Source organism: Halomonas sp. TP35 (genome assembly GCF_052375975.1).
In the GTDB taxonomy this organism is placed as follows: Bacteria; Pseudomonadota; Gammaproteobacteria; order Pseudomonadales; family Halomonadaceae; genus Vreelandella; species Vreelandella citrativorans.
In genome coordinates this window covers 187,581-209,136 of the sequence record NZ_JBQSUZ010000005.1, presented here as the reverse complement: position 1 = coordinate 209,136, position 21,556 = coordinate 187,581, and the positions used below count along the sequence as shown (strand labels likewise).

Here is a 21,556-nt window from a genome sequence, read left to right as displayed (position 1 = left end):
TCGCCTTAAATAATCCCAGCCTCCAGGCTGGCAGCCACGGATAGTCCCAGCTCCTCGCATTGCTCGATAAAGCCTGCCTGAAAGTCGCCCCGGCAAATAAGCGGCTCTTGTATGAGTCGCCAGCGCAGCCCGGTGGTAATACTCTCAATGCCACGCTGAGTGCCGGTGCCATCGTGGCCTGCCCGAACATAAAACGCGAACGGTAAACCTTCGGTTTTATCAAGGCAGGCGTAGTAGCATCGATCAAATACGTCCTTCACTAGCCCTGCCATATAGCCCAGATTTTCAGTGGTGCCGAGAATAATCGCATCGGCTGAAAGAATATCGTCCGGTTGTGTTTCAAGCGGGGTGAGCGATGTTACCACCACCTTTTCCACGTCAGGATGGGACGCGCCGTGTACCACAGCCTTCAGCATCTTTTGTGTGTTCTCGGAAGGTGCGTGCGCAATGATCAGCAGTTTTTTGCATTCCGCCATGGCTGCCTCTTATCTGATGAAGTAAGGACACGCAAAGGCAAGCAGCCATTCTTTAGAGCGGCGCGTCTACCTGATGGTAGGGTAGCAACCTGTCTCCCGTGTGTCGTCTCAGGTGAATACTTAGCGCTATGAGTGAGTACATCTACACTTAAGGTTCAGTGAACCAAATTCTGATAGGGATGGGGAATGATAGGGGGGAGAACGATAGAGGTGGAGAACAATAGGAGTGAAGAATGGCTAAGCGCTTCAAGGTTGGCGATCACATAAAATGGAACTCAGAGGCTGGCTATGTAAGCGGGCATATCTCTCGCGTACATACGCAGGATACGACCTACAAAGGTCATCACCGTTATGCCAGTGAGGAGGAGCCGCAGTATGAAATCAAAAGCGACAAAACCGATCATGTTGCGATGCATAAAGACGCCGCGCTTACTCTGATGGATCACTAGCATTGCGTCGTGCCACCGACGTGCCACACTTACCCCCTCAATGTCCGCTCCGAGTATTATATGCCCACTGACAACACAATTAAGGTCTATTACGATGCGGTTTGTCCCCGCTGCCGCAAAGACAGGCAGCGTTATGAGCATTGGGCAGGAGAGGGGGCAAGCGATATTCGTTGGTGTGATGTCAGTGAGCACCGGCATACACTGCAAGAGAAGGGTATAGAACCTGACACTGCGTTAAAGTCGCTGCATGTTGAGCAGGCTGATGGGGATATAGTAGAAGGCATTGATGCCTATCGCCTGTTAATGGCTCGGGTTGTCTTTTTACGCCCGGTTGCGTGGTTGATCGGCCTGCCGGTGATTAAACCAGGGTTAAGGAAGCTCTATGATGGCTGGGTAAAACGACGCTTAAAGCAGCAGGGTCGCTGGTCTTAAAAATGATGGTGGTAATTTGCATGGGGAGCCCATAGGAAACATGAAAATAAAGCAAAACATGTTATGTGTCCTGCTACTTGGGAGTGTGCTATTGGCAGGGTGTGCAGGCAAGCAACACAGGGCGACATCGACCGCACCTCAAGCGAATGATGAGCCTGTTCAGGCAGCACCCGTTGCAAGTACCAGCAGTGTATCGGCGACTGACTGGGTGCCGCCGCTGTACATGAGCCCTGAAGAAGAGGCCGCTTACTATGTGAGCCGGCTTTCTGATCGCCGCTTCGTTTCCTATTACGGCGACCAGGATAACCGCCGGACCTTTTATATTGCCGCTGAGCGGTTAGGTGATATTGGATTACCCGCAGTGCCACTTTTGTATGCGCGCTTGAATACCCAGGATGAGTACGAACAAATGCTGGTGCTTTACGCGCTTCAACTGGCAACACAAGATCCGCTGTTAACGTCTAAAACCGGTGGGAATTATGTGCAGCTACCCTCCGTGCTGAGCCCCGAGAGCAACGCAGAAAATGTGGTAATTGCGCAGCAGTGGTGGCAACGCAACGCGAGTTATCTGAATTAACGTTGATGCCTTGGATATTTACTACCACTCTGTAGACATAGTGATTGGCTAACCAGGGAGAAACTTATGGCATTTGCTCTGTCATCAATGGAAGTCACCAGCACCGCTTTTGAGCAGCATCAGGCGATTCCTGCCCGCTATACCGGGGAGGGCGATGATATATCGCCTCCTCTTGAGTGGCATAACGTACCTGAAGGTACAAAAGGGTTTGCGGTTATTTGCCACGACCCCGATGCGCCGCTGGTAAAAGATGGCCGCTACGGGTTTGTTCACTGGACTCTTTATAACCTGCCCGGCGATATTGCCGGGCTGGATGAAAACACTCAACTGGGCACTTGTGGCAATAACGACTTCGACAAGCAGGGCTACGGCGGTCCTATGCCCCCAGAAGGGCATGGTAAGCACCTTTACTACTTTTTAGTGCTTGCTTTGGATCAGTCAATGGATCTGCCAAAAGGTCTAAGTGTCGCGGCGCTATTTGAGAAGGTAGAGCCGCACGTATTGGGAATTGACCGGCTTGTAGGCACCTACCAGCGGGGCTAATGCCCCCTTGGACTGGAGCATTTTGCCTAACCGGTGTAGGCTCCATCGCTTTGCTGGTTTTTGTGATGGAGCCATTGATGAACGAATTACCTAATTGTCCTGCTTGCGCCTCAACGTTTACCTACGATGACGGCTTGCAGTACGTCTGCCCGGAATGTGGTAATGAGTGGTCGAAAACGGTGGATGCTGATGCCACTGACGATACTCCCAGCGTACGTGATGCGAACGGCAATCCCCTTTTTGACGGCGATAGTGTGACCGTTATTAAAGATTTAAAGGTCAAAGGTAGCTCGTTGGTCGTTAAGGTCGGCACGAAGGTCAAAAGTATTCGTATTGTTGAAGGTGATCATGATATCGACTGTAAAGTTGATGGCATTGGCCCCATGAAGCTTAAATCTGAATTTGTTAAAAAAGCCTGATGCTCAGTTAATCGAGTGCTTATCCATAACGAGCCTATCCCTGGTGGATGGGCTTTTTTGTGGGAGTAGCCCATAAATTTTTTAAATGATAATGATTGCTGTTTTTGATGGTAACGGCAGCGAACGTGCCAGAAATTGACGCAATTTTCCAAGGATTGGGCAATAGGGCTTCACATCGATTTTATACAGGACTAAAATGGTACCCAATTAACACGCAAGCCAGCCTGATGATTTTCTGGCTAACGGGAGTCGCTATGCTCAAGCTTTCTCGGCTGACAGATTACGCCGCTGTTGTGATGGCACAAATTGCGCGTCACCCAGAGGCATCGCATACGGCAGCTGACTTGGCGGAAGACGTACAGCTACCGCACCCAACGGTAAGCAAAACGCTTAAGATGTTGGTCCGCGCGGGGCTTTTAGCGTCACAGCGAGGGGCGCAAGGCGGTTACCGGCTTGCCAGACCCGCGTCACAAATTACCGCAGCGGATATTATTGCGGCGATTGAAGGCCCTGTCGCGATGACCGAGTGTAGTCATGCCCAGGGAGAGTGCGAGTTAGTCGCAACGTGTGGTGTGGCCGACAATTGGCAGCGTGTATCGCTCGCGATTCGTACCCTGCTTGAAAGCGTAACGTTAGCTCATTTGGCGGCATCATCGCCTCTCAAGCTACCCGTACAATTACCAATTCAAAGTATCAATCTATCGGCGGTATCTGCATAAATCTGAACATACGCAAATCCCGATAAGCGTTGATACGCATTTATTTATAATTGACGGCGAGCGGTGCTCGCCACCAACTGCCCGGAGGGTAACACCATGGCAACCGAAGAAATGGAACAGTTGGTTCGTCGCGAATACAAAGATGGCTTTGTAACCGATATTGAAAGCGACACGCTTCCACCTGGTCTGGACGAAAACACTATCGCGTTTATCTCCAAGAAGAAGGGCGAGCCGGAGTGGATGCTTGAATGGCGTCTTGACGCTTACCGCCAGTGGTTGGCCATGAAAGAGCCTTCCTGGGCGCACCTTGATTATCCGCCTATCGACTACCAAGCGATTTCCTACTTCAGCGCGCCCAAACGCCCCGAAGATGGCCCGCAAAGCCTCGACGAGGTCGACCCCAAGCTGCTGGAAACCTATGAAAAACTGGGGATTCCGCTACACGAGCGGGCGGCGCTTGCTGGCGTTGCAGTCGATGCGGTTTTCGATTCAGTATCCGTAACGACGACCTTTAAAAAGGAACTGGCTGAAGCCGGTGTTATCTTCTGCTCCATTTCTGAGGCAATCCGCGATTACCCCGAGCTGATCAAGCAGTATTTGGGTACCGTCGTGCCGGTGGCCGATAACTACTTTGCCGCGCTTAACTCAGCCGTGTTTACCGACGGCTCGTTCGTATTTGTTCCTGAAGGCGTTACCTGCCCTATGGAACTATCGACGTACTTCCGTATCAATGCGGCCAATACCGGTCAGTTTGAGCGTACGCTGATCATTTGCGAAAACCGTGCTCAAGTCTCTTATCTGGAAGGTTGCACCGCGCCGATGCGTGATGAGAACCAACTGCACGCGGCCGTTGTTGAGCTTGTCGCATTAGATGATGCGTACATCAAATACTCTACCGTTCAGAACTGGTACCCTGGTGATGAGAACGGTAAGGGCGGCATCTATAACTTCGTGACCAAACGTGGCGACTGCCGTGGCGCACGTTCACGTATTAGCTGGACCCAAGTCGAAACCGGCTCGGCCATTACCTGGAAATATCCTTCCTGCGTGCTGCGCGGTAAAGACAGCATTGGCGAGTTCTACTCCGTTGCCGTTACTAACGGGCGTCAGCAGGCCGATACCGGCACCAAGATGATCCATATTGGTGAAGGCACGCGCTCCTATATCGTGGCCAAAGGTATTTCGGCAGGTAAGAGCGACCAGTCCTATCGTGGCCTGGTGAAAATTGGCCCGCGTGCCAAAGGGGCGCGTAACTTCACGCAGTGTGACTCACTGTTGATTGGCGACAAGTGTGGCGCTCACACCTTCCCGTATCAGGAAATCGGTAATAGCACGGCAACGATTGAGCATGAAGCCACCACCTCAAAAATTGGTGAAGACCAGCTGTTCTACTGCCGGAGCCGGGGTATTTCCGAGGAAGATGCGGTCAGTATGATTGTTAACGGTTTCTGTAAAGATGTTTTCCAGGAGCTACCGATGGAGTTCGCGGTAGAGGCTGAAGCGCTCTTGAACGTGACATTGGAAGGCGCGGTAGGCTAATCGTTTAGCCGGATTGCCGTACACATTACTTTGATACGCGTCGCGCCAGCGACTCGCCAGAATTAGAAGGTTTATGACTATGTTGCAAGTAACTGATTTACACGTCACCGTTGAAGACAAGCAGATTCTTAAAGGACTTACCCTGACCATCAACGCCGGTGAAGTACACGCCATCATGGGGCCTAACGGCGCGGGTAAATCAACCCTGTCAGCGGTGATTGCAGGTAAAGATGGCTATGAAGTCACCCAGGGCAGCATCACCTTTGAAGGTAAAGACGTACTTGAGATGGAAATTGAAGAGCGCGCCCAGGCAGGCCTGCTGTTGGGTTTCCAGTACCCGGTTGAGATCCCCGGGGTAAAGAATATTTACCTGCTGAAGTCAGCGCTGAACGCCCAGCGCAAGGCGCGCGGTGAAGAAGATATGCCGGCACCTGAGTTTATGAAGTTGGTGAAAGAGAAGCTTGGCTCTATGAAAATGGACGCAAGCTTCCTGCAGCGCGCGGTTAACGAAGGCTTCTCTGGCGGCGAGAAAAAGCGCAATGAAATTCTCCAAATGCTGGTGCTTCAGCCTAAACTCGCCATGCTGGATGAGATCGACTCCGGCCTTGATATCGACGCCATGAAAGTGGTCGCCGACGGTGTTAACAGCCTGCGTGCCAAAGAGCGCGCGATTCTGTTGGTAACCCACTATCAGCGCCTGCTTGACTATATCGTTCCTGATAAAGTCCACGTCCTGGTTGACGGCCGTATTGTTAAAACCGGTGATGCCGAGCTTGCCAAAGAGCTAGAGGCCAATGGATACGAAGGTATTGAGGAGTCTGTGGCATGAGCGATACGCAAACCTTTCTGGACACGCTAAAAGCGCGTAGCCAGCAGCGCGAAGCGGAGCCATCTTGGATTGCCGCGCGTCGCCAGGCGGGCGCTGCTCGCTTTGAAGCGCTGGGCTTTCCTACACGCCGTGATGAAGAGTGGAAATATACCGATGTTCGCACCATCGCTCAGGGTAACTTTGCGCTGGCCGATAATGCCGACTACTCACCCGCTCAGGCAGCAGCGTTAACGCTACCTGTCGCGGCTTATCGGTTAACGTTTGTTGATGGCGTTTACGCCCCGGCGCTGTCGGATGTCGATGCACTGCCCCAGAGCATTCATGTCGTGCCGCTGTCAAAAGCGCTTGCTGAAAATCACGAAGCCGTGGGCGGCCCGCTTGGTCGCTTAACTAGCGTGGATTTTTCTCCCTTCGCGGCACTGAATGCCGCGTTTATGGAAGAGGGCGCTGTGGTTCGCATCGCGCCAGGTACGGTGGTCGATAAGCCTATCTTGCTGCAGTTTCTCTCCAAGGCGAACAGTGCGCCGGTGATGAGCCATCCGCGTATTCTGGTCGAGGCAGGTGGTCGCAGTGAAGCCACCCTGATTGAACACTACTGCGGTGATCAGGACGCGGCTAACTTCACCAACGTCGTGGGCGAGTTTATGTTGGACCGCGGCGCTATTCTGAACCACTACAAGCTTCAGGAAGCACCGCTTAACGACATGCATGTTGCCAGTATGCACGTTGAGCAGGGGCGTGATAGCCGTTACACCTCGTATAACCTGAATCTGGGTGGCGCGCTGGTGCGTAACGACCTGATCAGTGACCTTAATGGTCAGGGTGCTGAAACCAACTTCTTTGGTCTTTTCTTCGGTCAGGGTCGCCAACATGTGGACAACCACACCAAGGTCAATCATAACGCGCCCTTGACGTTCTCCAACGAGAACTACAAAGGCATTCTGGATGACCGTGCGCATGGCGTGTTTAACGGCAAGGTGTACGTTAAGCGCGATAGCCAGAAGATTGAAGGTTTTCAGAGCAATCAGAACTTGCTGCTGTCTGATCGCGCCCAGATTGATGCCAAGCCTGAACTTGAAATTTATGCCGACGATGTGAAGTGCTCTCACGGCACGACGACCGGTCAGCTGGATGAAGAGGCTATTTACGCGCTGCGTACGCGCGGTATCGATGAGGCAACGGCGCGGGGGCTGTTGACCTTGGCCTTTGCTGGTGAAGTGCTGGATAAAGTGGCGCTGGATGAAATCGCTGAGCGTGTAGAGCTTGCGGTTGCCGGTAAATTGCCGGAACGCTTTAACCTGGCTGGCCTGGTAGAAACGGCCGTCGCGCTCAACGACTAAGCTTTACGGCCTAATAAGGAGTGATGAATGTCGTCTACGGTACTTGAGAAAGCGACAGCGAACGGCCAGGCACCTTTTGACGTCATGGCACTACGCAATGATTTCCCGATCCTTCGTCGGGAAGTGCATGGTAAGCCGCTGGTCTATTTGGATAACGCTGCCACCAGCCAGACGCCTCAGCAGGTGATAGACGTGTTTAGCGATTACTACTCTCGCTATAACGCGAATATTCACCGCGGCCTGCATACGCTGGCCGATGAGGCGACGGTGGCGTATGAAGGCACACGCCAGCGCGTTAAAGCGTTTCTCAATGCTGAAGAGGCGCGTCAGATTATCTTCACGCGTGGCACGACGGAAGCCATTAATCTGGTGGCTCAATCCTGGGGTCGCACCCACCTCGCAGCAGGTGATGAGGTATTAATCTCACTGCTTGAGCATCACTCCAATATTGTACCGTGGCAGCTATTGGCTGCTGAGCGTGGTTTTACCATTAAGGTGATTCCGGTTGATGAAACGGGTGCACTGGATATGGCGGCTTACCGTGCGCTATTAAGCGAGCGCACTAAACTGGTCGCCGTTAACCATGTGTCTAACGCACTGGGAACCATTAATCCGGTTAAAGAGATGGCGGCGCTTGCCCACCAGCACGGTGCGGTCATTCTGATTGATGGCGCACAGGCGGTACCCCATCAGAAAGTGGATGTGCAAGCGATTGATGCCGACTTTTACGCCTTCTCTGGCCACAAGGTTTACGGGCCAACAGGCGTCGGCGTACTGTACGGTAAGCAGGCGTTGCTTGAAGCCATGCCGCCCTGGCAAGGCGGTGGTGAGATGATCAAGACGGTCTCCTTTGACGTTGGCACTACCTTTGCGGATATTCCGCATAAGTTTGAGGCGGGCACACCCGCCATTGCTGAAGTCATCGCCTTGGACCGCGCACTTGAGTGGGTCGAAGGTATTGGCGTCGCGGCAATTGGTGAGTGGGAGGGAGTATTGCTTGAGCATGCCACCCAAGGCGTAAAACGCATTGATGGACTGCGGATTTTGGGAACCGCGCCGCACAAGGCTGGGGTGCTATCGTTTGTCGTTGACGGTGCACACTCTCAGGATATTGGCCTGTTGATCGATCAGTTAGGCGTCGCCATTCGTACCGGCAATCACTGCGCGCAGCCGCTACTTCAACACTTTGGCGTGGATGCTACGTGCCGAGCATCGTTTGCGGCGTATAATACTCTCGAAGAAGTGGATGTATTTATTGCCGCTCTCAATCGCGTTATTGGTATGGTGCGTTAAGGCAATCTATGAGTAACGAGAAAGCTATGGACATCGAGCAAATCGCGAGCCTTGAGCGGGGCCAGAAACTGCCACTTCAGCGTGACGTGGAAGCTATTGCGATTCCCTTTGGGAAAACGGATATCCTGGCGGAAGATAGCGTTGTTAGCGTGATGCAAGCCAAGGGCAGCTCGGTCAGTGTTGGCTTTGAGGGGCGTCTCTATCTCATAGAAGGGCGCAATTTAGATGCCTTGGGGCTTGAGGCGTTACCGCGACCGACCCTGCACGAAAATGCCAGCGAAGAAGAAATAGAGCAGTTTGTGTGGGACCAGCTACGCACCTGCTTTGATCCAGAAATTCCGGTGAATATCGTGGATCTCGGGCTAGTGTATGGGTGCCGTATTGAGCGACTGATTACGGGCGAGCAGGTCGTGACGATCCGTATGACGCTGACCGCTCCTGGCTGTGGGATGGGGGATGTCATTGCGGCGGATGCACGTAATAAAATTCTCGGAGCACCCCAGATTAGCAAGGTTCATACCGAGATTGTATTCAGCCCTTCCTGGAGCCGTGACATGATGAGCGACGAGGCGAAACTTGAGCTTGGTATGTTCTAGGCGCATCAGGATCGCCGGGTGCACAGCGTGTTGCTAAGGTGGATCAAACGCCTGCTAATGTCGCTAGGAGCTTTATTGCTGCTGGCGACATTGGTATTTGTAGGTGGTAATTTATGGGTAGTGGGTAGCACAGAACGCTACATTGAAAACCAGGTGCTTGAGTGTCGCCCTGCGGATGTGGGAATTGTATTTGGTACCTCCCACTGGACTCGCAGCGGCCTGCGTAACCCGCATTTTCATGCCCGCATGCGTACGTCGGCCCTGCTTGCCAACGAGCAGCGCGTGTCTCATTTGTTGCTGTCGGGGGATAATCGTACCCAAGCATATAACGAGCCGCGTGCCATGTGGCGTGATCTGCATCGACGCGGCGTGCCTGCTGAGCAGCTCACCATGGATTTTGCGGGGTTTAGCACCTACGACACGCTGGCGCGAGCCCGCGATGTTTTTCAGCTGGAGCAGGCGCTTTTGGTGACCCAAAGCTGGCATTTACCGCGCGCGATATTTATTGGTCGTGCACTTGGGTTGGATGTGACCGGATGCGTTGCAGAAGAGAGTCCTGCAGCCGATGAGTGGCGTTTGAGGGCACGCGAATGGTTGGCGCGAGTAGCGACGCTGGGCGATATCTATATATGGAATCGGCAGCCTTACTTTTTAGGCCCACCCGAACCCATTGAGCTTCAAAACGTCGTGCCATTCACTGCGCCGACGCTTGATAGGCTGGAACCAGAGCAAGTCTTATAAAGCTTAGCGCTTTGCTTTACGTTTTTGCAGCGTGTAAAGCTCGCGAATGAGCTTACGGCACTCCTGCATGCACTCATCCACCACCGGCTCAATGGGGTCGGGTAGTGGATGGGTAAACAGGGTAGATAGTGCCTGCATCAAAACACGCTCTTGCTCTAACAGCTCATTGATTAGTACCTGGCTATCGTTGCCCACAAAGCTTTTTAGACGGCTCCACAGCCATAAAAAATCATCGCGTTCAACGTCAGCATCTCGCGGCAGCATCTTTAAATGTGCCCGTGCAAGCTCCTGGAGAGAGCGCATCTGCTTTAAGCGCGCGGTATAGTGCGGCTTCAGCGCCTCGCGCAGCGAGGGACGCAGGCGTTCGATATTGTCCTGGAAATAATCAATGCTGTCGGCCAGCGCTTCTAACACACTGTCCATCGCCACTTGGCGATTGTCGAGAAACATGAGCGTCTACCTCCTTCGGTGACGCAGATTGTGGGGGGGGCGGCGAATATTTGCCACCCCTCATACGGATTATTTTTGGTTTTTTTCCTTAGCCTTTAGGCTTGGGAGGCGCTTTACGATTTGGAGAGGCATTTTTTTCAATATGTTCAATGATCAAGCCTGCAATATCTTTGCCGGTTGAGTTCTCGATGCCCTGAAGGCCTGGTGAGGAATTGACTTCCATAATGACCGGCCCGTGGTTAGAGCGTAAAAGATCGACCCCCGCAACGCGTAGGCCCATGGCTTTGGCTGCCCGAATGGCCGTTGAGCGCTCTTCCGGCGTAATGCGAATAACACTGGCCGTGCCGCCCCGGTGCAAATTAGAACGGAACTCGCCTTCTGCTGCCTGGCGCTTCATGGAAGCGACGACTTTATCACCAATAACAAAGCAGCGAATATCCGCGCCGCGAGCTTCCTTGATGTACTCCTGAACCATGATATTGGCCTTCATGCCCATGAACGCTTGAATCACCGATTCAGCGGCCTGGTTGGTTTCAGCCAACACAACGCCGATGCCTTGGGTGCCTTCCAGCAGTTTGATGACCAGTGGGGCGCCTTTAACCATGGTAATCAGGTCCGGAATATCATCCGGAGAATGGGCAAAGCCGGTAATCGGCAGCCCAAGTCCCTTGCGCGAAAGCAGCTGGAGCGAGCGCAGCTTGTCACGGGAACGAGTAATCGCAACGGAGTCATTAATAACGTAGGTACCCATCATTTCAAACTGACGCAGTACCGCACAGCCATAGAACGTTACTGAGGCGCCAATGCGCGGAATGACAGCATCGAATGGCTCAATTTCCTGACCCTTGTAGTGAATAGAAGGGTGGTGAGATGCAATACTCATGTAGCAGCGCAACGTATCAACAACGCGGGCCGAGTGCCCACGCTGCTCAGCAGCCTCGATGAGGCGACGCGTAGAGTACAAGTTGCGATTACGTGACAGTAGAGCGATGTGCATTCAGGACTCCGGGCCAAATAAAGGGCTAATCGTCATTAATTTAAGGCTCGCCATGTAAAAATGCAGCGCCCGGGGCCACTAGCAGGCGGCGCATGGCGCGGCGCCCTAATAGCATGGCGTGACGCATATTGCTGCGATCTGTCAGTGTCAATTCCACAGGAAAGTTCAGTTGGCCCATTTCCATCATCGTACGAACAACATATCGCCATTCGCTATGCCCATTTGAGCTAGTCACCCGGCGTCTATCATGCAGATGCATTTTAAGGCGATGGGCGGGCGTTTCTGGCCCTCCGCTATGGGTGATAAAGCTAACCCATAGCTGCCCATGCTCATCTTCATGTGTTTCAATTTCCTCGGCATGCAGTGCTGATGTACGTGCCCCGGTATCTGCCTTACAGCATAGGTGAAGCCCCAGCTCAGGCAACGTCACCATCTCGCGGCGGCCAATAACCGCTTTAGCCTGGTAGGGTAGTTCCTTCACGGCTGACTCCTTGAAATTCGTTAATAGCGCTACCCATTTAACGGCTAGCCGCTGATGTCATGGCCGCCATACGACGCTGTATAGCCGAGCCTTTAGGGGCATCTCGTAACGCTACCATTATTGGTAGCCGTAAACGCGGTATTAAAGCAAGGTCTCGCACGACCGCGGAAAAGTTGGTCCGTTCATCCTCCGCCAAGCGGCTCAGGAAAAGCGGTAAACGATGCGCGTCTTCCAGCAAGAGCCAACCGCGGCCAGCCATCGCAGCCAGTACATCTGGTCCACACGCATGAGCGTCTTCCAGCAAGCTTGTATACCAGTCGCCTACGCTTGGCTGGCACGTGCTACCGACCGCACGAATACAGGCGCAGAGCGTTTCAACATCGCCTTCACTCGCCGCTTTTTCACCGATCTCACGCAGCGCCAACACTATCGACGCAGCGAGAGGCCGATGCTCTAAACAGTAGCAGAGTGAGTGCACAACGCTAGTGGGTAGGGTGGCGAGCCGGGAGGCCAGAGTGTTGGCCAGGGAATCATCCATACGTGCCGTGAAATCGGCTATTCCTTGAAGCCCCAGTGCTTGCCAGTCAATGGTTTGCTGGCCGGTCAGGTAGGCTTCAACAGGCTCGAAATGTTGGCTGGCGGGCAGTCCACGCTCTTGCGTTGCAAGGGCGTTGAGCACTGCCTGGAAGGTTACGTTAGGCGTAAAGGCGAGCGGATTATCCTTCATTAAATGATCCACGTCTTTAGCGTTTTGGCCTACGTATGCAACATTTTTCCCCAGGGTTTCCATCAGGCGATTTAAAAATCCATCGCGCTGAGCGGGGGAGAGCAGCCCCTGCTCGTCAAGAGGAAGCGCTAAAAACCATATAGCCGGTTCGGGCATGTCGCCTAGCCGAAATACGGCCGCGAAGCGTGCCTGACCTTGCCAAGGCTCGGGCCAGGCACATTGGCCACGCTCAAAGCGACTAAACGTGTCACGCGAGCAGGCACTAACGCGTCGGCCCATATAATAGAGCGAAACCTCGGCGCCACTACGTGTAAAAAAATCATCAATGGTCTGAATCGGTTGCATGATGTCCTTCCGCTTTGCAAGCCTGCACTCTACCTTGACCGCTGCACAGTGTCAGCCGTAACGGTCGATAAATCGGTGCTTTTTTATACGAATGATCAAAAAATGAACAACTTCCTGTAAGCCTCTTGAGAGTAGCGTTAGCGAGACCTTTCCATAGTTTATCCACAGTCTCTTGCAGGTTTTCTGTGAATCGGTGAATAACCTAAGTTGGCGGGGGATAAAGTGGTAACTCGTGGACAGAGTTGGGATAATGGACATTAACCAAACTGATTTGACCAAGGTGTATATGAGCGTCCATCAACAGCTTCAAACCGCGCTTCTTGAGCTTGAAGCCGCCATGAAGGCCGCCAATTTATGGCGAGTCCCCACGCCGGATGCAACGGCGTTCGCAAGCCATGAACCCTTCTGTATTGATACGATGTCGCTGCCCCAATGGGTGCGTTTTGTATTCGTGGCACGGCTGAATGCGCTCGCTGAAGCGAAAGCGCCAATGCCTGCGAAATGTGAGGTAGCCCCGGCAATGGCCGCCTATCTTATCCAGGAAAAAGTACGCCCCAGCGACCAATGGCTGGTCGTACGTGCTTTTGAGAAAGTTGACCAGCTCGTTACCGATAATTAGCCGTTATCGCTCGGCAAGCCTGCGTAAGGCGGGCTTGCCAGAATACAACAGCATTCGTGCGTCTATTTAAAAGCGATAGCTAAGCCCGCCCATAACGACCACCGGGTCGATATCCACAGATCCTGCCGCTTCGCCATTAATGGTGGCATCGGTACTAATGTCCAGATACCAGGCTGCCGCGTTAAGTGCCCAGTGCTCGTCTATCAATAGATCAACGCCCACCTGACCTGCTGCACCCCATGAGTGCTTCAGGTTTAGCTCGCCAATGTCCAAGTGCTCTTTGGAGAAATGCGTATAGTTAATACCCGCACCCACGTAGGGCTGAACACGCGATTGTGTGCCGCCTAAAGGATAGTATTGAAGTGTTAGTGTGGGAGGTAGGTGCTTGGTTGATGCGAGGTTATCCCCATTAAGTGCAATCTCATGCTCAAACGGACGTGCGGCTAACAGCTCAATGCCTAGCTTGTCATGAAAACGATAGCCTAGTGTAAAAGCGACGCCTGTCTTGTCTTTTACATCTACCGCAATTGTTCCATCGGCAAGCGAGCCGTTGTTACTTTTAGGCGCTACTTTAGCGACCCCTACGCGGGTAAAGAAATCACCTGCGCCGTAGGCAAGCACCTGTGTGCTTGCCGTCAAGGCGGTGACGGCAAGCCCGGCCGTGAGCAGAGCAGGAAAAGATAAATGGCGCATAACGGTGCTCCTTGTCGTTCAGGTTACTCGATAAGTGGTTGTGAACCATGGATAAAGAGTACCGCTATGACAGGTTGCGGTTATTGACCCAAGGCAATGTGCCCATGAAAAAGGCCACCCGAAGGTGGCCTCAAGGCTTGCTTAAATGCGCGTCATTTAATGATCAATACGCTGATATTCACCGGCATCGGCTGTCATGCTGCTTACCACCAGGATGGCGATGAAAGAAGCGATGAAGCCAGGGATGATTTCATAGATGCCGGGGCCACCCATAAACTCGCCGTTCCAACCCAGTGCGATCCAGATAATAACGGTGAGAGCACCTACTACCATGCCTGCAATGGCGCCCGCTCCGTTGGTGCGTGGCCACATTAGCGACAGAATGATTAAGGGACCGAAAGCAGCACCAAAACCTGCCCACGCGTTACTCACCAGGCCGAGTACCTGAGATTCTGGATCAGAGGCGATAATGGCGGCTATCAGGCCTACCAGCACGACACAAATCCGGCCAACGGTAACGGTCTGCTTTTCCGATGCTTGTTTGTTCAGGAACAGCCGGTAGATATCCTCTGTCAGTGATGAAGATGCCACCAGAAGCTGGCTGGAAATGGTACTCATCACTGCCGCTAGAAGGGCTGCAAAAAGGAAGCCGGTCACCAGCGGATGGAATAAAAGCTCTGCCAGGACAATAAAGATAGTTTCGGGATCCTGAATTTCCAGACCATTACGAATAGCGTAAGCCCGGCCAAAAATACCGAGCGAGATGGCGCCAATCAGGGAAATGGCCATCCAACCCATACCAATATTACGGGCGGTAGGCACATCTTTCAGATGCCGGATAGCCATAAAGCGCACGATAATATGCGGCTGACCGAAATAACCCAGCCCCCAGGTCACCGCCGAGAGCCAGCCGATAAAGGTCAAGCCATCTGTCCACGACAGTAGCGTTGGATCGACTTCATTAAGGGTCTGGGTTGCCTGGCTGAAGCCCCCACCGCCTTCGCCAAAGAGCACCACTGCGGGCATGATAATTAGCGCCAGCATCATAATGCAGCCTTGTACAAAGTCCGTCAGGCTCACGGCCAAAAAGCCGCCCACTACGGTGTAGACAAGTACCACGCCTAGCGTGATGATGATGCCGGTTGCATAATCGCTTAGGCCACCAAAATTCACCAAACCAGAAAACGCACTCTCGAATAGCTTACCGCCAGCCACCAGGCCTGACGCGGTGTAGACCGCGAAGAAAATGACGATGACAATCGCCGAGACCGTTTTCAGTGACATGGCCCGGGTCGGGAATCGGTTAGCTAAAAAGGCAGGAATGGTGATCGCATTGCCATAATGAACGGTCTGTTCACGAAGACGGGGTGCGACCAGAAGCCAGTTGAAGAAGGCCCCGACGAAAAGGCCGATGCCGATCCAGGCAGAGCCCAGGCCCGATACAAACATCGCGCCAGGTAAACCCAGTAGCAGCCAGCCGCTCATGTCTGAGGCGCCCGCTGAAAGAGCGGCCACTTTAGGGCTTAAGGTACGACCGCCTAACACGTAATCTTCAGAGGTTGATGTTGATGTTCGCATCGCATAAAGCCCGATGCCGATCATCAGCGCAAAGTAAGCAAAAAGGCTGATCCAAACGCCAATAGCCATTGAAGTTCTCCCGTTTATCAAGTCGGATAGCACCGACCGGTGAGTGCGCTTACCGAGCCATGCTTGGTAATAGCACAGACTTATTGTTGTTAACCCTGCCTCTTGTTCACGCTGTGACCTGCAAACATTTGGCGAAGGTACCGTCAAAAAGAGGTTTCAGGCGTTTATTTGTTATGTTCCCTGTGCCTAATGCCCCCCTTCTGTAGAGGGGGCATGTAAAGGCCATTACGCTTTTATTTTCAACCATGAGAGATCCTTTTTGAGGAGTTCAGGTTTTCCATTTAGATGAGCTATTTACTCATCGCCTAGCGCCAGCAAGGACGCATTACCGCCTAAAGCGGCCGTATTGTTAGTAACCGTCTTTTCAGTGATAAAGCGCTGCAGGTAATTCGGCCCGCCTGCTTTAGGGCCTGTACCTGAAAGCCCTTGTCCACCAAAGGGTTGAACGCCTACTACGGCCCCAATGATATTACGATTAATGTACACATTGCCCGCACGAATTTTCTGTGCGATGCCAGCGGCAAAGGATTCATTACGGCTATGGACACCAAACGTAAGTCCGTAGCCCCGGCTATTGATATCGTTGATCACCTGGTCAAGCTCGCTAGCCTTATAGCGCACAATGTGCAGTACAGGGCCGAATTGTTCGCGGGTTAATGCATTGATACTGTCGATGGTAAAGGCCACAGGGGCCACGAAGGTACCATTTTGGGTTTGCTCGGCTGACATGGGCGTTTCGGCGACCAAGCGATCTTCTCCTTTCAGCTTTTCGATATGCTCAAGCAGACCGTTACGCGCCTCCTCGTCGATCACCGGGCCAACGTCAGTACCCAAATCGCGCGGATCACCGATACGCAGCTCGTTCATTGCGCCTTTTAAAATCGTGATGACGCGGTCGGCAACGTCGTCTTGCAGGTAAAGAACCCGCAATGCCGAGCAGCGTTGGCCAGCGCTTTGGAACGCAGACTGGATAACATCCACCACGACCTGCTCGGGAAGCGCGGTAGAGTCGACGATCATGGCGTTCATACCGCCGGTTTCAGCAATCAGCGTGGGCAGCGGCGCATTTTCACGCGCAGCCAAGGCACGGTTGATGATCTGCGCCGTGTCGGTGCCGCCGGTAAATACCACGCCAGTAATGCGCGGGTCAGAGGTCAGCACGCTGCCCACGGTCGGGCCATCGCCTGGCAGCAACTGAACCACATCGCGTGGCAAGCCTGCTTCATAAAGCAGCTCGATCACCCGGTGGGCGACAATTGACGTTTGCTCGGCAGGCTTGGCAAGCACGGTATTGCCCGCAACCGCCGCCGCAACAATTTGACCGCAGAAAATTGCCACCGGGAAGTTCCACGGACTGATCGCGGCAAACACGCCCTTACCGCCCATGATTAGCTGGTTGGATTCACCGGTCGGACCAGGCAGCTCAATGGGCTCGCCGAAGGAGTCTTCCGCACGCATGGCGTAATAGCGGCAGAAATCGACGGCTTCTTTGATCTCGTCCACACCGTCCGTTAAGAGCTTGCCGCCTTCGCGTGAGCAAAGGGTCATAAGCTCCGGCATATTCTCTTCCATCAGGTCAGCCAAACGGCGCAGTACGGCTGCACGTTCGGTAACCGGCGTGGTTTCCCAACGCGGGAAGGCATTCCAGGCAGCGTCAAGCGCCTTGGTGGCCTGTTCTTTGGTTGTCCACTGAACGCTGCCCACGCTTTGACGGCGATCAAAGGGGCAGGTCACGCTGTGGGTATTGGCAGCATCGTCCGCCACATCGAATGCCAGCAGTGGTTTGGCCAGGTACTGCTTATCCATAAAGACGGCCATCTTATCCATTAACGGATAGAAGTGGCTGCGGATATTCAGGTTTACGCCTCGCGAGTTGCGACGCTTGGACCCATAAATATCCTTGGGTAGCGGAATCTGCGTATTGGCTAAGGATTTCTGCTGACGCAGAGCCTCTATGGGGTGCTGGCAAAGCCATTCAACCGGCACTTCGGGGTCGACCAGTTGGTGAACAAACGACGAATTCGCGCCGTTTTCCAGCAAGCGGCGAACCAGATAGGGCAGCAGGTCTTTATGTGCGCCTACCGGCGCGTAGATGCGGCAGTACGTACCTTTGGGAGCGCGCTTCAGGGCAGCTTCATAAAGGGCTTCGCCCATGCCGTGCAAACGCTGGAACTCAAACGGACGACTATCGTGATTGGCTAATTCAAGAATAGTCGTAACCGTATGAGCATTATGGGTCGCAAACTGCGGAAAAATGCGCCCGAGGGTGTCGTTTGACAACAGGAACTGAGCACAGGCCAGGTAGGCAACATCCGTACACGCCTTGCGGGTATAGACCGGGTAGCCATCGACGCCCAACTGCTGAGACTCCTTGATTTCGCTATCCCAGTAAGCGCCTTTCACCAAACGCAGCGGAATTTCATCACCTTGCTCATCCGCTAAGCGGTTAATGTAGTGCAGTACCGGCAGGGCGCGCTTGGAGTACGCCTGCACGACCAGCCCAAAATGTCCCCAGCCTTTTACCGCATCGCTTGAATAAACGTCGCGGAAAACTTCCAACGAAAGCTCCAAGCGGTCGACTTCTTCGGCATCAATGGTGACCGCTACATCCAGCTCGCGAGCTTTGGTGACCAGCTTGATAACTGTATCAACCAGCTCTGCCAGCACTTGTTCGCGGCGGCCAAACTCGTAGCGGGGATGCAGCGCTGAGAGCTTGATCGATACCGATGGTTTGGGCGTTTTATCGCTTAAGTGCTGGGATGTTTTACCCACTTGCTCAATAGCGCGGGCGTAGTCGTCAAAGTAGCGTTTGGCATCATCGCGGGTGCGTGCGGCTTCACCCAGCATGTCGTAGGAGTAGGTGTAACCTTTATTGAATAGCGGCTTGGAGCGTTTTAACGCTTCGTTAATATCACGGCCCAATACGAACTGCTTACCCATGATTTTCATCGCTTCAACCATCGCGCGACGAATCACAGGCTCACCCATACGATTAACCATGCGGTTAATAAACGTCGCAGGCTGGCCATCTTTGGGATGATCAAGCTTCAAAACACGGCCGGTCATTAACAGACCCCATGTGGAAGCGTTCACCATCCATGACTCACTTTTGCCCGTATAAGACTGCCAGTCAGCGGGGCCAAGCTTATCTTCAATCAGCGCATCGGCGGTGGCTTTGTCGGGAATACGCAGCATCGCTTCAGCCAGGCACATCAGCATCAGCCCTTCGTGGGTATCCAGGCTGTACTGCTGTAGGAGCTCATCAATGGTATCTACCGCCGTGTCCATTTCACGGACATCGTGGATGAGCGCTGCCGTATTGGCCTCAATGCGGGAGAAGCCTTCGTGATCCGTATCCAGCAACTTGATTAATTCGCCGACGTAGGTTTCTTCGTCCACAAGATAGTGGTCGCTCACCTGAGCCATCAGCACATCAAGGTCCGTTTGCCAGGTGGCAGAGTCACGCATGTTTTTAGCGTTGAGCATTGAGGCCCCCGTAAATTTACATAAAAACGAGTAGGTGGTAGGGCATTTCGCCCAAGCTGCGCTCGAATGTAGAGTGGTCTGTGATTTGGTGTATGTCGTTTTCTCGGTAAAACGTGTCAATTTCGCGGCAAGCAAGGCTGCTTTGAGACCTTAGTAGTATGTGCTTGATGCTGCTAGTGGTTTTTTGAGCATAGTGGAGGATGCTGTCGCTAGCGAAACTGGCGCCTCTTGGCGTAGAGCACGGGGCGATATGCCGTAGCTGCGCCGAAACGCATGAGAGAGTGCGCTTTGGTTGGCAAATCCTGTTTGAATGGCAATGTCGGTTAACGGCAACCGACTTTGCAAAATCAGCTGACGAGCCGCGTGAAGTCGTCGGCGCTTAACGTATTGCCAAGGCGAAAGTCCTGTCTGATTACGGAAGCACTCTGAAAAGTGGGCTTCACTTAGGCAGGCAAGCCTGGCCAAGTCAGCAACCCGCAGCTCATCGGCCAAGTGGCGGTTAATAAAGCGGTCGATAAGTGAGACATCAATTCTGCGCAGAGAAGCCGATGGGGTGTGCCCAAGGCGCGCTTTGAGCGAGCCCAGTAGTGTGGCGGCCAAGCGGTCTTGCTGAAACGAGACGGGAGAGGTATCAAACCCTTGGGCAAGCTCGCTTTCCATAAACGCCAGGTAGTGGCGTAAAGGGTTATCTAACGCAAAAAAGCGCGGCACATCAAACAGTGCGACCAACTCGCGGTGTTCACCTGTCAGGGCGGGCGCATTTTCTGGCAGATCAATAATCAACTGCCGGTTATGCCCATGGCCTGAGTAGTAGTGCTCGTGATTGGCAGGCACGATACAGCCTGAGAACGCATTTACACGCCCGCCGAGCCCCTCGATTTCAAACTCCGAGGAACCACACAACGTAATCACAATTTGGTGAAAGTCATGTGCGTGATGATGGGTTGCGCTCGCCAGCGGTATTTTGCGAATAGTACTGGGCATCAGGTTGTCTCCTCGGCGCTTTCAACCGCATCTACGTTTGACGCAAGGCGGTATGGGCCGCCAGATGATCTCGTAATACTTGTAGCTCCGCTTGCCCTTCCTGATTTAGTAGCGGTTTGCCTTGGGCGATTTGCCAGCGTCGCCCATGCAACTCCATTAAGCGCGACGCTCTGCGTCGAATGCCGTCCAGATAGTCATTATGGCGTATTGGATAGCCGATAATCGTATCCCACTCGGCTTCGCTCACTTGGCTATTCAGGGCCTTGTCAAACAGCGCCAGCAAATCCTTAGGTTCGGTACGGTAGCGCGGCGTACCTACCGTCATCAGGGCTAATAAAACAGCACCTATCACCAGCAGGCAGACGCCGAGTACCAGTAGGTACAGTGCCATGCATCCACTCCTGTGCTCTTTCATGAATTGAATGCTTAAGTATACGCGCGACCTCATAAAGACAAAAATTTTAAACGATGGCGAACTTTTCCGGCGCAAGGTGTCTGAAGTAGTACGACAACGTAGCGATAGCAGTCGCTAATAGTGTTGTCCTAGCTATTGTTTCTCGATCCCTTGCTTCCGCTGCCTTTTTGGGCAGCGGTTTTTTTATGCGTCATGGTTTTCATACGTACATCGCTATCAATGGCGGCGAATGGTTAGCAAGGCCATAAGAATATCGCGCCGGGTCACGATGCCGACGAGTCGCTGTTGTTCAACCACCGGGTAAACCTTGGGTTTGTCTCCGAGCATTTCCTGGGCAAGGTCTGTGATGCTTTTGTTAGGTGTTGTGGTAAGCACCTCTTCGCGCATCAGCTCACCCACCAGTGGCGTCTCATGGTCATGGTATAAGCAGTCAAGCACACGGCCTAGTACATCTTTCTCAGAAATATAGCCGATTAATCGATCTGCCATATCGACTACCGGCACACCTGGCAGGCGATGAAGTGCCAGCCCCTGTGCCAGCGTGGTAATTGAGGTAGATGGCGAGACGCGGTAACAATCCTTGGACATGATATCGCGGACAATATGCGGGCTTGGGTGTTTCATCTTGGCACTCCTTACGCACACTTTCATTTACCTTACTAGTGTGTGCAGCAATTGGCGAAGGCATCGTGGCTAAGTGCAACGTTTATGATGTTATTCGATAATAGGGCGAGTAACGTCTTAAACGTATTTACTCAC

General features: G+C 53.1%; 24 protein-coding genes. 13 read left to right on the top strand and 11 right to left on the bottom strand.

What is annotated here, in order from left to right:
* Positions 1 to 5: 5 nt before the first annotated feature.
* Positions 6 to 476: a flavodoxin family protein gene (locus ACT3RU_RS08835; protein WP_192527728.1), complete on the bottom strand. Its 471-nt coding sequence runs from the start codon at positions 474 to 476 to the stop codon at positions 6 to 8.
* Positions 477 to 709: 233 nt separating this feature from the next.
* Here ACT3RU_RS08835 and ACT3RU_RS08830 point away from each other — a divergent pair, with 233 nt between their 5' ends.
* The 12 genes from ACT3RU_RS08830 (at position 710) to ACT3RU_RS08775 (ending at position 9,953) form a co-directional block, all read left to right on the top strand.
* Positions 710 to 925: a hypervirulence associated TUDOR domain-containing protein gene (locus ACT3RU_RS08830; RefSeq protein ID WP_192527727.1), complete on the top strand. Its 216-nt coding sequence runs from the start codon at positions 710 to 712 to the stop codon at positions 923 to 925.
* A 60-nt stretch (positions 926 to 985) separates the two neighbouring features.
* Positions 986 to 1,357 (top strand): thiol-disulfide oxidoreductase DCC family protein, encoded by a 372-nt coding sequence (locus ACT3RU_RS08825; protein ID WP_192527726.1) that lies wholly within the window; start codon positions 986 to 988, stop codon positions 1,355 to 1,357.
* Between the two features lie 40 nt (positions 1,358 to 1,397).
* On the top strand, positions 1,398 to 1,934 hold the full coding sequence (locus ACT3RU_RS08820) for a hypothetical protein (RefSeq protein ID WP_192527725.1): 537 nt from the start codon (positions 1,398 to 1,400) through the stop codon (positions 1,932 to 1,934).
* Between the two features lie 66 nt (positions 1,935 to 2,000).
* On the top strand, positions 2,001 to 2,477 hold the full coding sequence (locus tag ACT3RU_RS08815) for a YbhB/YbcL family Raf kinase inhibitor-like protein (protein WP_192527724.1): 477 nt from the start codon (positions 2,001 to 2,003) through the stop codon (positions 2,475 to 2,477).
* A gap of 77 nt (positions 2,478 to 2,554) precedes the next feature.
* Positions 2,555 to 2,896, top strand: coding sequence for a zinc ribbon domain-containing protein YjdM (locus ACT3RU_RS08810; RefSeq protein ID WP_087111636.1), 342 nt, complete (start codon positions 2,555 to 2,557; stop codon positions 2,894 to 2,896).
* A gap of 254 nt (positions 2,897 to 3,150) precedes the next feature.
* On the top strand, positions 3,151 to 3,615 hold the full coding sequence (locus ACT3RU_RS08805; RefSeq protein ID WP_172118325.1) for an SUF system Fe-S cluster assembly regulator: 465 nt from the start codon (positions 3,151 to 3,153) through the stop codon (positions 3,613 to 3,615).
* 96 nt (positions 3,616 to 3,711) lie between these two features.
* Positions 3,712 to 5,154 carry a Fe-S cluster assembly protein SufB gene (gene sufB, locus ACT3RU_RS08800; protein WP_172118324.1) on the top strand — a complete coding sequence of 481 codons (1,443 nt, stop codon included), beginning with the start codon at positions 3,712 to 3,714 and terminating at the stop codon, positions 5,152 to 5,154.
* Positions 5,155 to 5,233: 79 nt separating this feature from the next.
* Positions 5,234 to 5,983: a Fe-S cluster assembly ATPase SufC gene (gene sufC / locus ACT3RU_RS08795; protein WP_087111631.1), complete on the top strand. Its 750-nt coding sequence runs from the start codon at positions 5,234 to 5,236 to the stop codon at positions 5,981 to 5,983.
* Positions 5,980 to 7,323 (top strand): Fe-S cluster assembly protein SufD, encoded by a 1,344-nt coding sequence (gene sufD / locus ACT3RU_RS08790; RefSeq protein WP_087111629.1) that lies wholly within the window; start codon positions 5,980 to 5,982, stop codon positions 7,321 to 7,323. Before sufC ends, sufD begins: the two co-directional genes overlap by 4 nt.
* 27 nt (positions 7,324 to 7,350) lie before the next feature.
* Entirely contained in the window at positions 7,351 to 8,616 is a 1,266-nt protein-coding gene (locus ACT3RU_RS08785) for a cysteine desulfurase (RefSeq protein WP_192527723.1), read from the top strand.
* 26 nt (positions 8,617 to 8,642) lie between these two features.
* Positions 8,643 to 9,212, top strand: coding sequence for a putative Fe-S cluster assembly protein SufT (gene sufT / locus ACT3RU_RS08780; protein WP_087111625.1), 570 nt, complete (start codon positions 8,643 to 8,645; stop codon positions 9,210 to 9,212).
* An 18-nt stretch (positions 9,213 to 9,230) separates the two neighbouring features.
* On the top strand, positions 9,231 to 9,953 hold the full coding sequence (locus tag ACT3RU_RS08775) for a SanA/YdcF family protein (RefSeq protein ID WP_192527722.1): 723 nt from the start codon (positions 9,231 to 9,233) through the stop codon (positions 9,951 to 9,953).
* 3 nt (positions 9,954 to 9,956) lie between these two features.
* Here the strand turns inward: ACT3RU_RS08775 and ACT3RU_RS08770 are convergent, their stop codons facing one another.
* From ACT3RU_RS08770 to ACT3RU_RS08755, 4 genes are all read right to left on the bottom strand, one after another.
* Positions 9,957 to 10,403, bottom strand: coding sequence for a hypothetical protein (locus ACT3RU_RS08770; protein ID WP_087111620.1), 447 nt, complete (start codon positions 10,401 to 10,403; stop codon positions 9,957 to 9,959).
* Positions 10,404 to 10,491: 88 nt separating this feature from the next.
* Positions 10,492 to 11,400 (bottom strand): 30S ribosomal protein S6--L-glutamate ligase, encoded by a 909-nt coding sequence (gene rimK, locus ACT3RU_RS08765; RefSeq protein ID WP_087111618.1) that lies wholly within the window; start codon positions 11,398 to 11,400, stop codon positions 10,492 to 10,494.
* 40 nt (positions 11,401 to 11,440) lie between these two features.
* Entirely contained in the window at positions 11,441 to 11,881 is a 441-nt protein-coding gene (locus ACT3RU_RS08760) for an ATP-dependent zinc protease family protein (RefSeq protein ID WP_087111616.1), read from the bottom strand.
* Between the two features lie 37 nt (positions 11,882 to 11,918).
* Positions 11,919 to 12,953, bottom strand: coding sequence for a DUF3549 family protein (locus tag ACT3RU_RS08755; RefSeq protein WP_192527721.1), 1,035 nt, complete (start codon positions 12,951 to 12,953; stop codon positions 11,919 to 11,921).
* 286 nt (positions 12,954 to 13,239) lie between these two features.
* Here ACT3RU_RS08755 and ACT3RU_RS08750 point away from each other — a divergent pair, with 286 nt between their 5' ends.
* Complete coding sequence (locus ACT3RU_RS08750) at positions 13,240 to 13,572, top strand: YqcC family protein (RefSeq protein WP_087111680.1); 333 nt, start codon at positions 13,240 to 13,242, stop codon at positions 13,570 to 13,572.
* A 66-nt stretch (positions 13,573 to 13,638) separates the two neighbouring features.
* Here the strand turns inward: ACT3RU_RS08750 and ACT3RU_RS08745 are convergent, their stop codons facing one another.
* The 6 genes from ACT3RU_RS08745 to ACT3RU_RS08720 form a co-directional block, all read right to left on the bottom strand.
* Positions 13,639 to 14,265, bottom strand: coding sequence for an OmpW/AlkL family protein (locus ACT3RU_RS08745; protein WP_192527720.1), 627 nt, complete (start codon positions 14,263 to 14,265; stop codon positions 13,639 to 13,641).
* Positions 14,266 to 14,421: 156 nt separating this feature from the next.
* Positions 14,422 to 15,912 (bottom strand): sodium/proline symporter PutP, encoded by a 1,491-nt coding sequence (putP, locus tag ACT3RU_RS08740; protein ID WP_192527719.1) that lies wholly within the window; start codon positions 15,910 to 15,912, stop codon positions 14,422 to 14,424.
* Between the two features lie 294 nt (positions 15,913 to 16,206).
* Entirely contained in the window at positions 16,207 to 19,398 is a 3,192-nt protein-coding gene (gene putA / locus ACT3RU_RS08735) for a bifunctional proline dehydrogenase/L-glutamate gamma-semialdehyde dehydrogenase PutA (RefSeq protein WP_192527718.1), read from the bottom strand.
* Between the two features lie 150 nt (positions 19,399 to 19,548).
* Positions 19,549 to 20,382: an AraC family transcriptional regulator gene (locus ACT3RU_RS08730; RefSeq protein ID WP_087111605.1), complete on the bottom strand. Its 834-nt coding sequence runs from the start codon at positions 20,380 to 20,382 to the stop codon at positions 19,549 to 19,551.
* A gap of 31 nt (positions 20,383 to 20,413) precedes the next feature.
* On the bottom strand, positions 20,414 to 20,773 hold the full coding sequence (locus tag ACT3RU_RS08725; protein WP_192527717.1) for a hypothetical protein: 360 nt from the start codon (positions 20,771 to 20,773) through the stop codon (positions 20,414 to 20,416).
* A 240-nt stretch (positions 20,774 to 21,013) separates the two neighbouring features.
* Positions 21,014 to 21,421 (bottom strand): CBS domain-containing protein, encoded by a 408-nt coding sequence (locus tag ACT3RU_RS08720; protein ID WP_087111601.1) that lies wholly within the window; start codon positions 21,419 to 21,421, stop codon positions 21,014 to 21,016.
* Positions 21,422 to 21,556: the final 135 nt, after the last annotated feature.

Coding starts and splice junctions, on each gene's coding strand:
- ACT3RU_RS08835 (WP_192527728.1), bottom strand. CDS start 476: ATGGCGGAATGCAAAAAACTGCTGATCATTGCGCACGCACCTTCCGAG.
- ACT3RU_RS08830 (WP_192527727.1), top strand. CDS start 710: ATGGCTAAGCGCTTCAAGGTTGGCGATCACATAAAATGGAACTCAGAG.
- ACT3RU_RS08825 (WP_192527726.1), top strand. CDS start 986: ATGCCCACTGACAACACAATTAAGGTCTATTACGATGCGGTTTGTCCC.
- ACT3RU_RS08820 (WP_192527725.1), top strand. CDS start 1,398: ATGAAAATAAAGCAAAACATGTTATGTGTCCTGCTACTTGGGAGTGTG.
- ACT3RU_RS08815 (WP_192527724.1), top strand. CDS start 2,001: ATGGCATTTGCTCTGTCATCAATGGAAGTCACCAGCACCGCTTTTGAG.
- ACT3RU_RS08810 (WP_087111636.1), top strand. CDS start 2,555: ATGAACGAATTACCTAATTGTCCTGCTTGCGCCTCAACGTTTACCTAC.
- ACT3RU_RS08805 (WP_172118325.1), top strand. CDS start 3,151: ATGCTCAAGCTTTCTCGGCTGACAGATTACGCCGCTGTTGTGATGGCA.
- sufB (WP_172118324.1), top strand. CDS start 3,712: ATGGCAACCGAAGAAATGGAACAGTTGGTTCGTCGCGAATACAAAGAT.
- sufC (WP_087111631.1), top strand. CDS start 5,234: ATGTTGCAAGTAACTGATTTACACGTCACCGTTGAAGACAAGCAGATT.
- sufD (WP_087111629.1), top strand. CDS start 5,980: ATGAGCGATACGCAAACCTTTCTGGACACGCTAAAAGCGCGTAGCCAG.
- ACT3RU_RS08785 (WP_192527723.1), top strand. CDS start 7,351: ATGTCGTCTACGGTACTTGAGAAAGCGACAGCGAACGGCCAGGCACCT.
- sufT (WP_087111625.1), top strand. CDS start 8,643: ATGGACATCGAGCAAATCGCGAGCCTTGAGCGGGGCCAGAAACTGCCA.
- ACT3RU_RS08770 (WP_087111620.1), bottom strand. CDS start 10,403: ATGTTTCTCGACAATCGCCAAGTGGCGATGGACAGTGTGTTAGAAGCG.
- rimK (WP_087111618.1), bottom strand. CDS start 11,400: ATGCACATCGCTCTACTGTCACGTAATCGCAACTTGTACTCTACGCGT.
- ACT3RU_RS08755 (WP_192527721.1), bottom strand. CDS start 12,953: ATGCAACCGATTCAGACCATTGATGATTTTTTTACACGTAGTGGCGCC.
- ACT3RU_RS08750 (WP_087111680.1), top strand. CDS start 13,240: ATGAGCGTCCATCAACAGCTTCAAACCGCGCTTCTTGAGCTTGAAGCC.
- ACT3RU_RS08745 (WP_192527720.1), bottom strand. CDS start 14,265: ATGCGCCATTTATCTTTTCCTGCTCTGCTCACGGCCGGGCTTGCCGTC.
- putP (WP_192527719.1), bottom strand. CDS start 15,912: ATGGCTATTGGCGTTTGGATCAGCCTTTTTGCTTACTTTGCGCTGATG.
- putA (WP_192527718.1), bottom strand. CDS start 19,398: ATGCTCAACGCTAAAAACATGCGTGACTCTGCCACCTGGCAAACGGAC.
- ACT3RU_RS08730 (WP_087111605.1), bottom strand. CDS start 20,382: ATGCCCAGTACTATTCGCAAAATACCGCTGGCGAGCGCAACCCATCAT.
- ACT3RU_RS08725 (WP_192527717.1), bottom strand. CDS start 20,773: ATGGCACTGTACCTACTGGTACTCGGCGTCTGCCTGCTGGTGATAGGT.
- ACT3RU_RS08720 (WP_087111601.1), bottom strand. CDS start 21,421: ATGAAACACCCAAGCCCGCATATTGTCCGCGATATCATGTCCAAGGAT.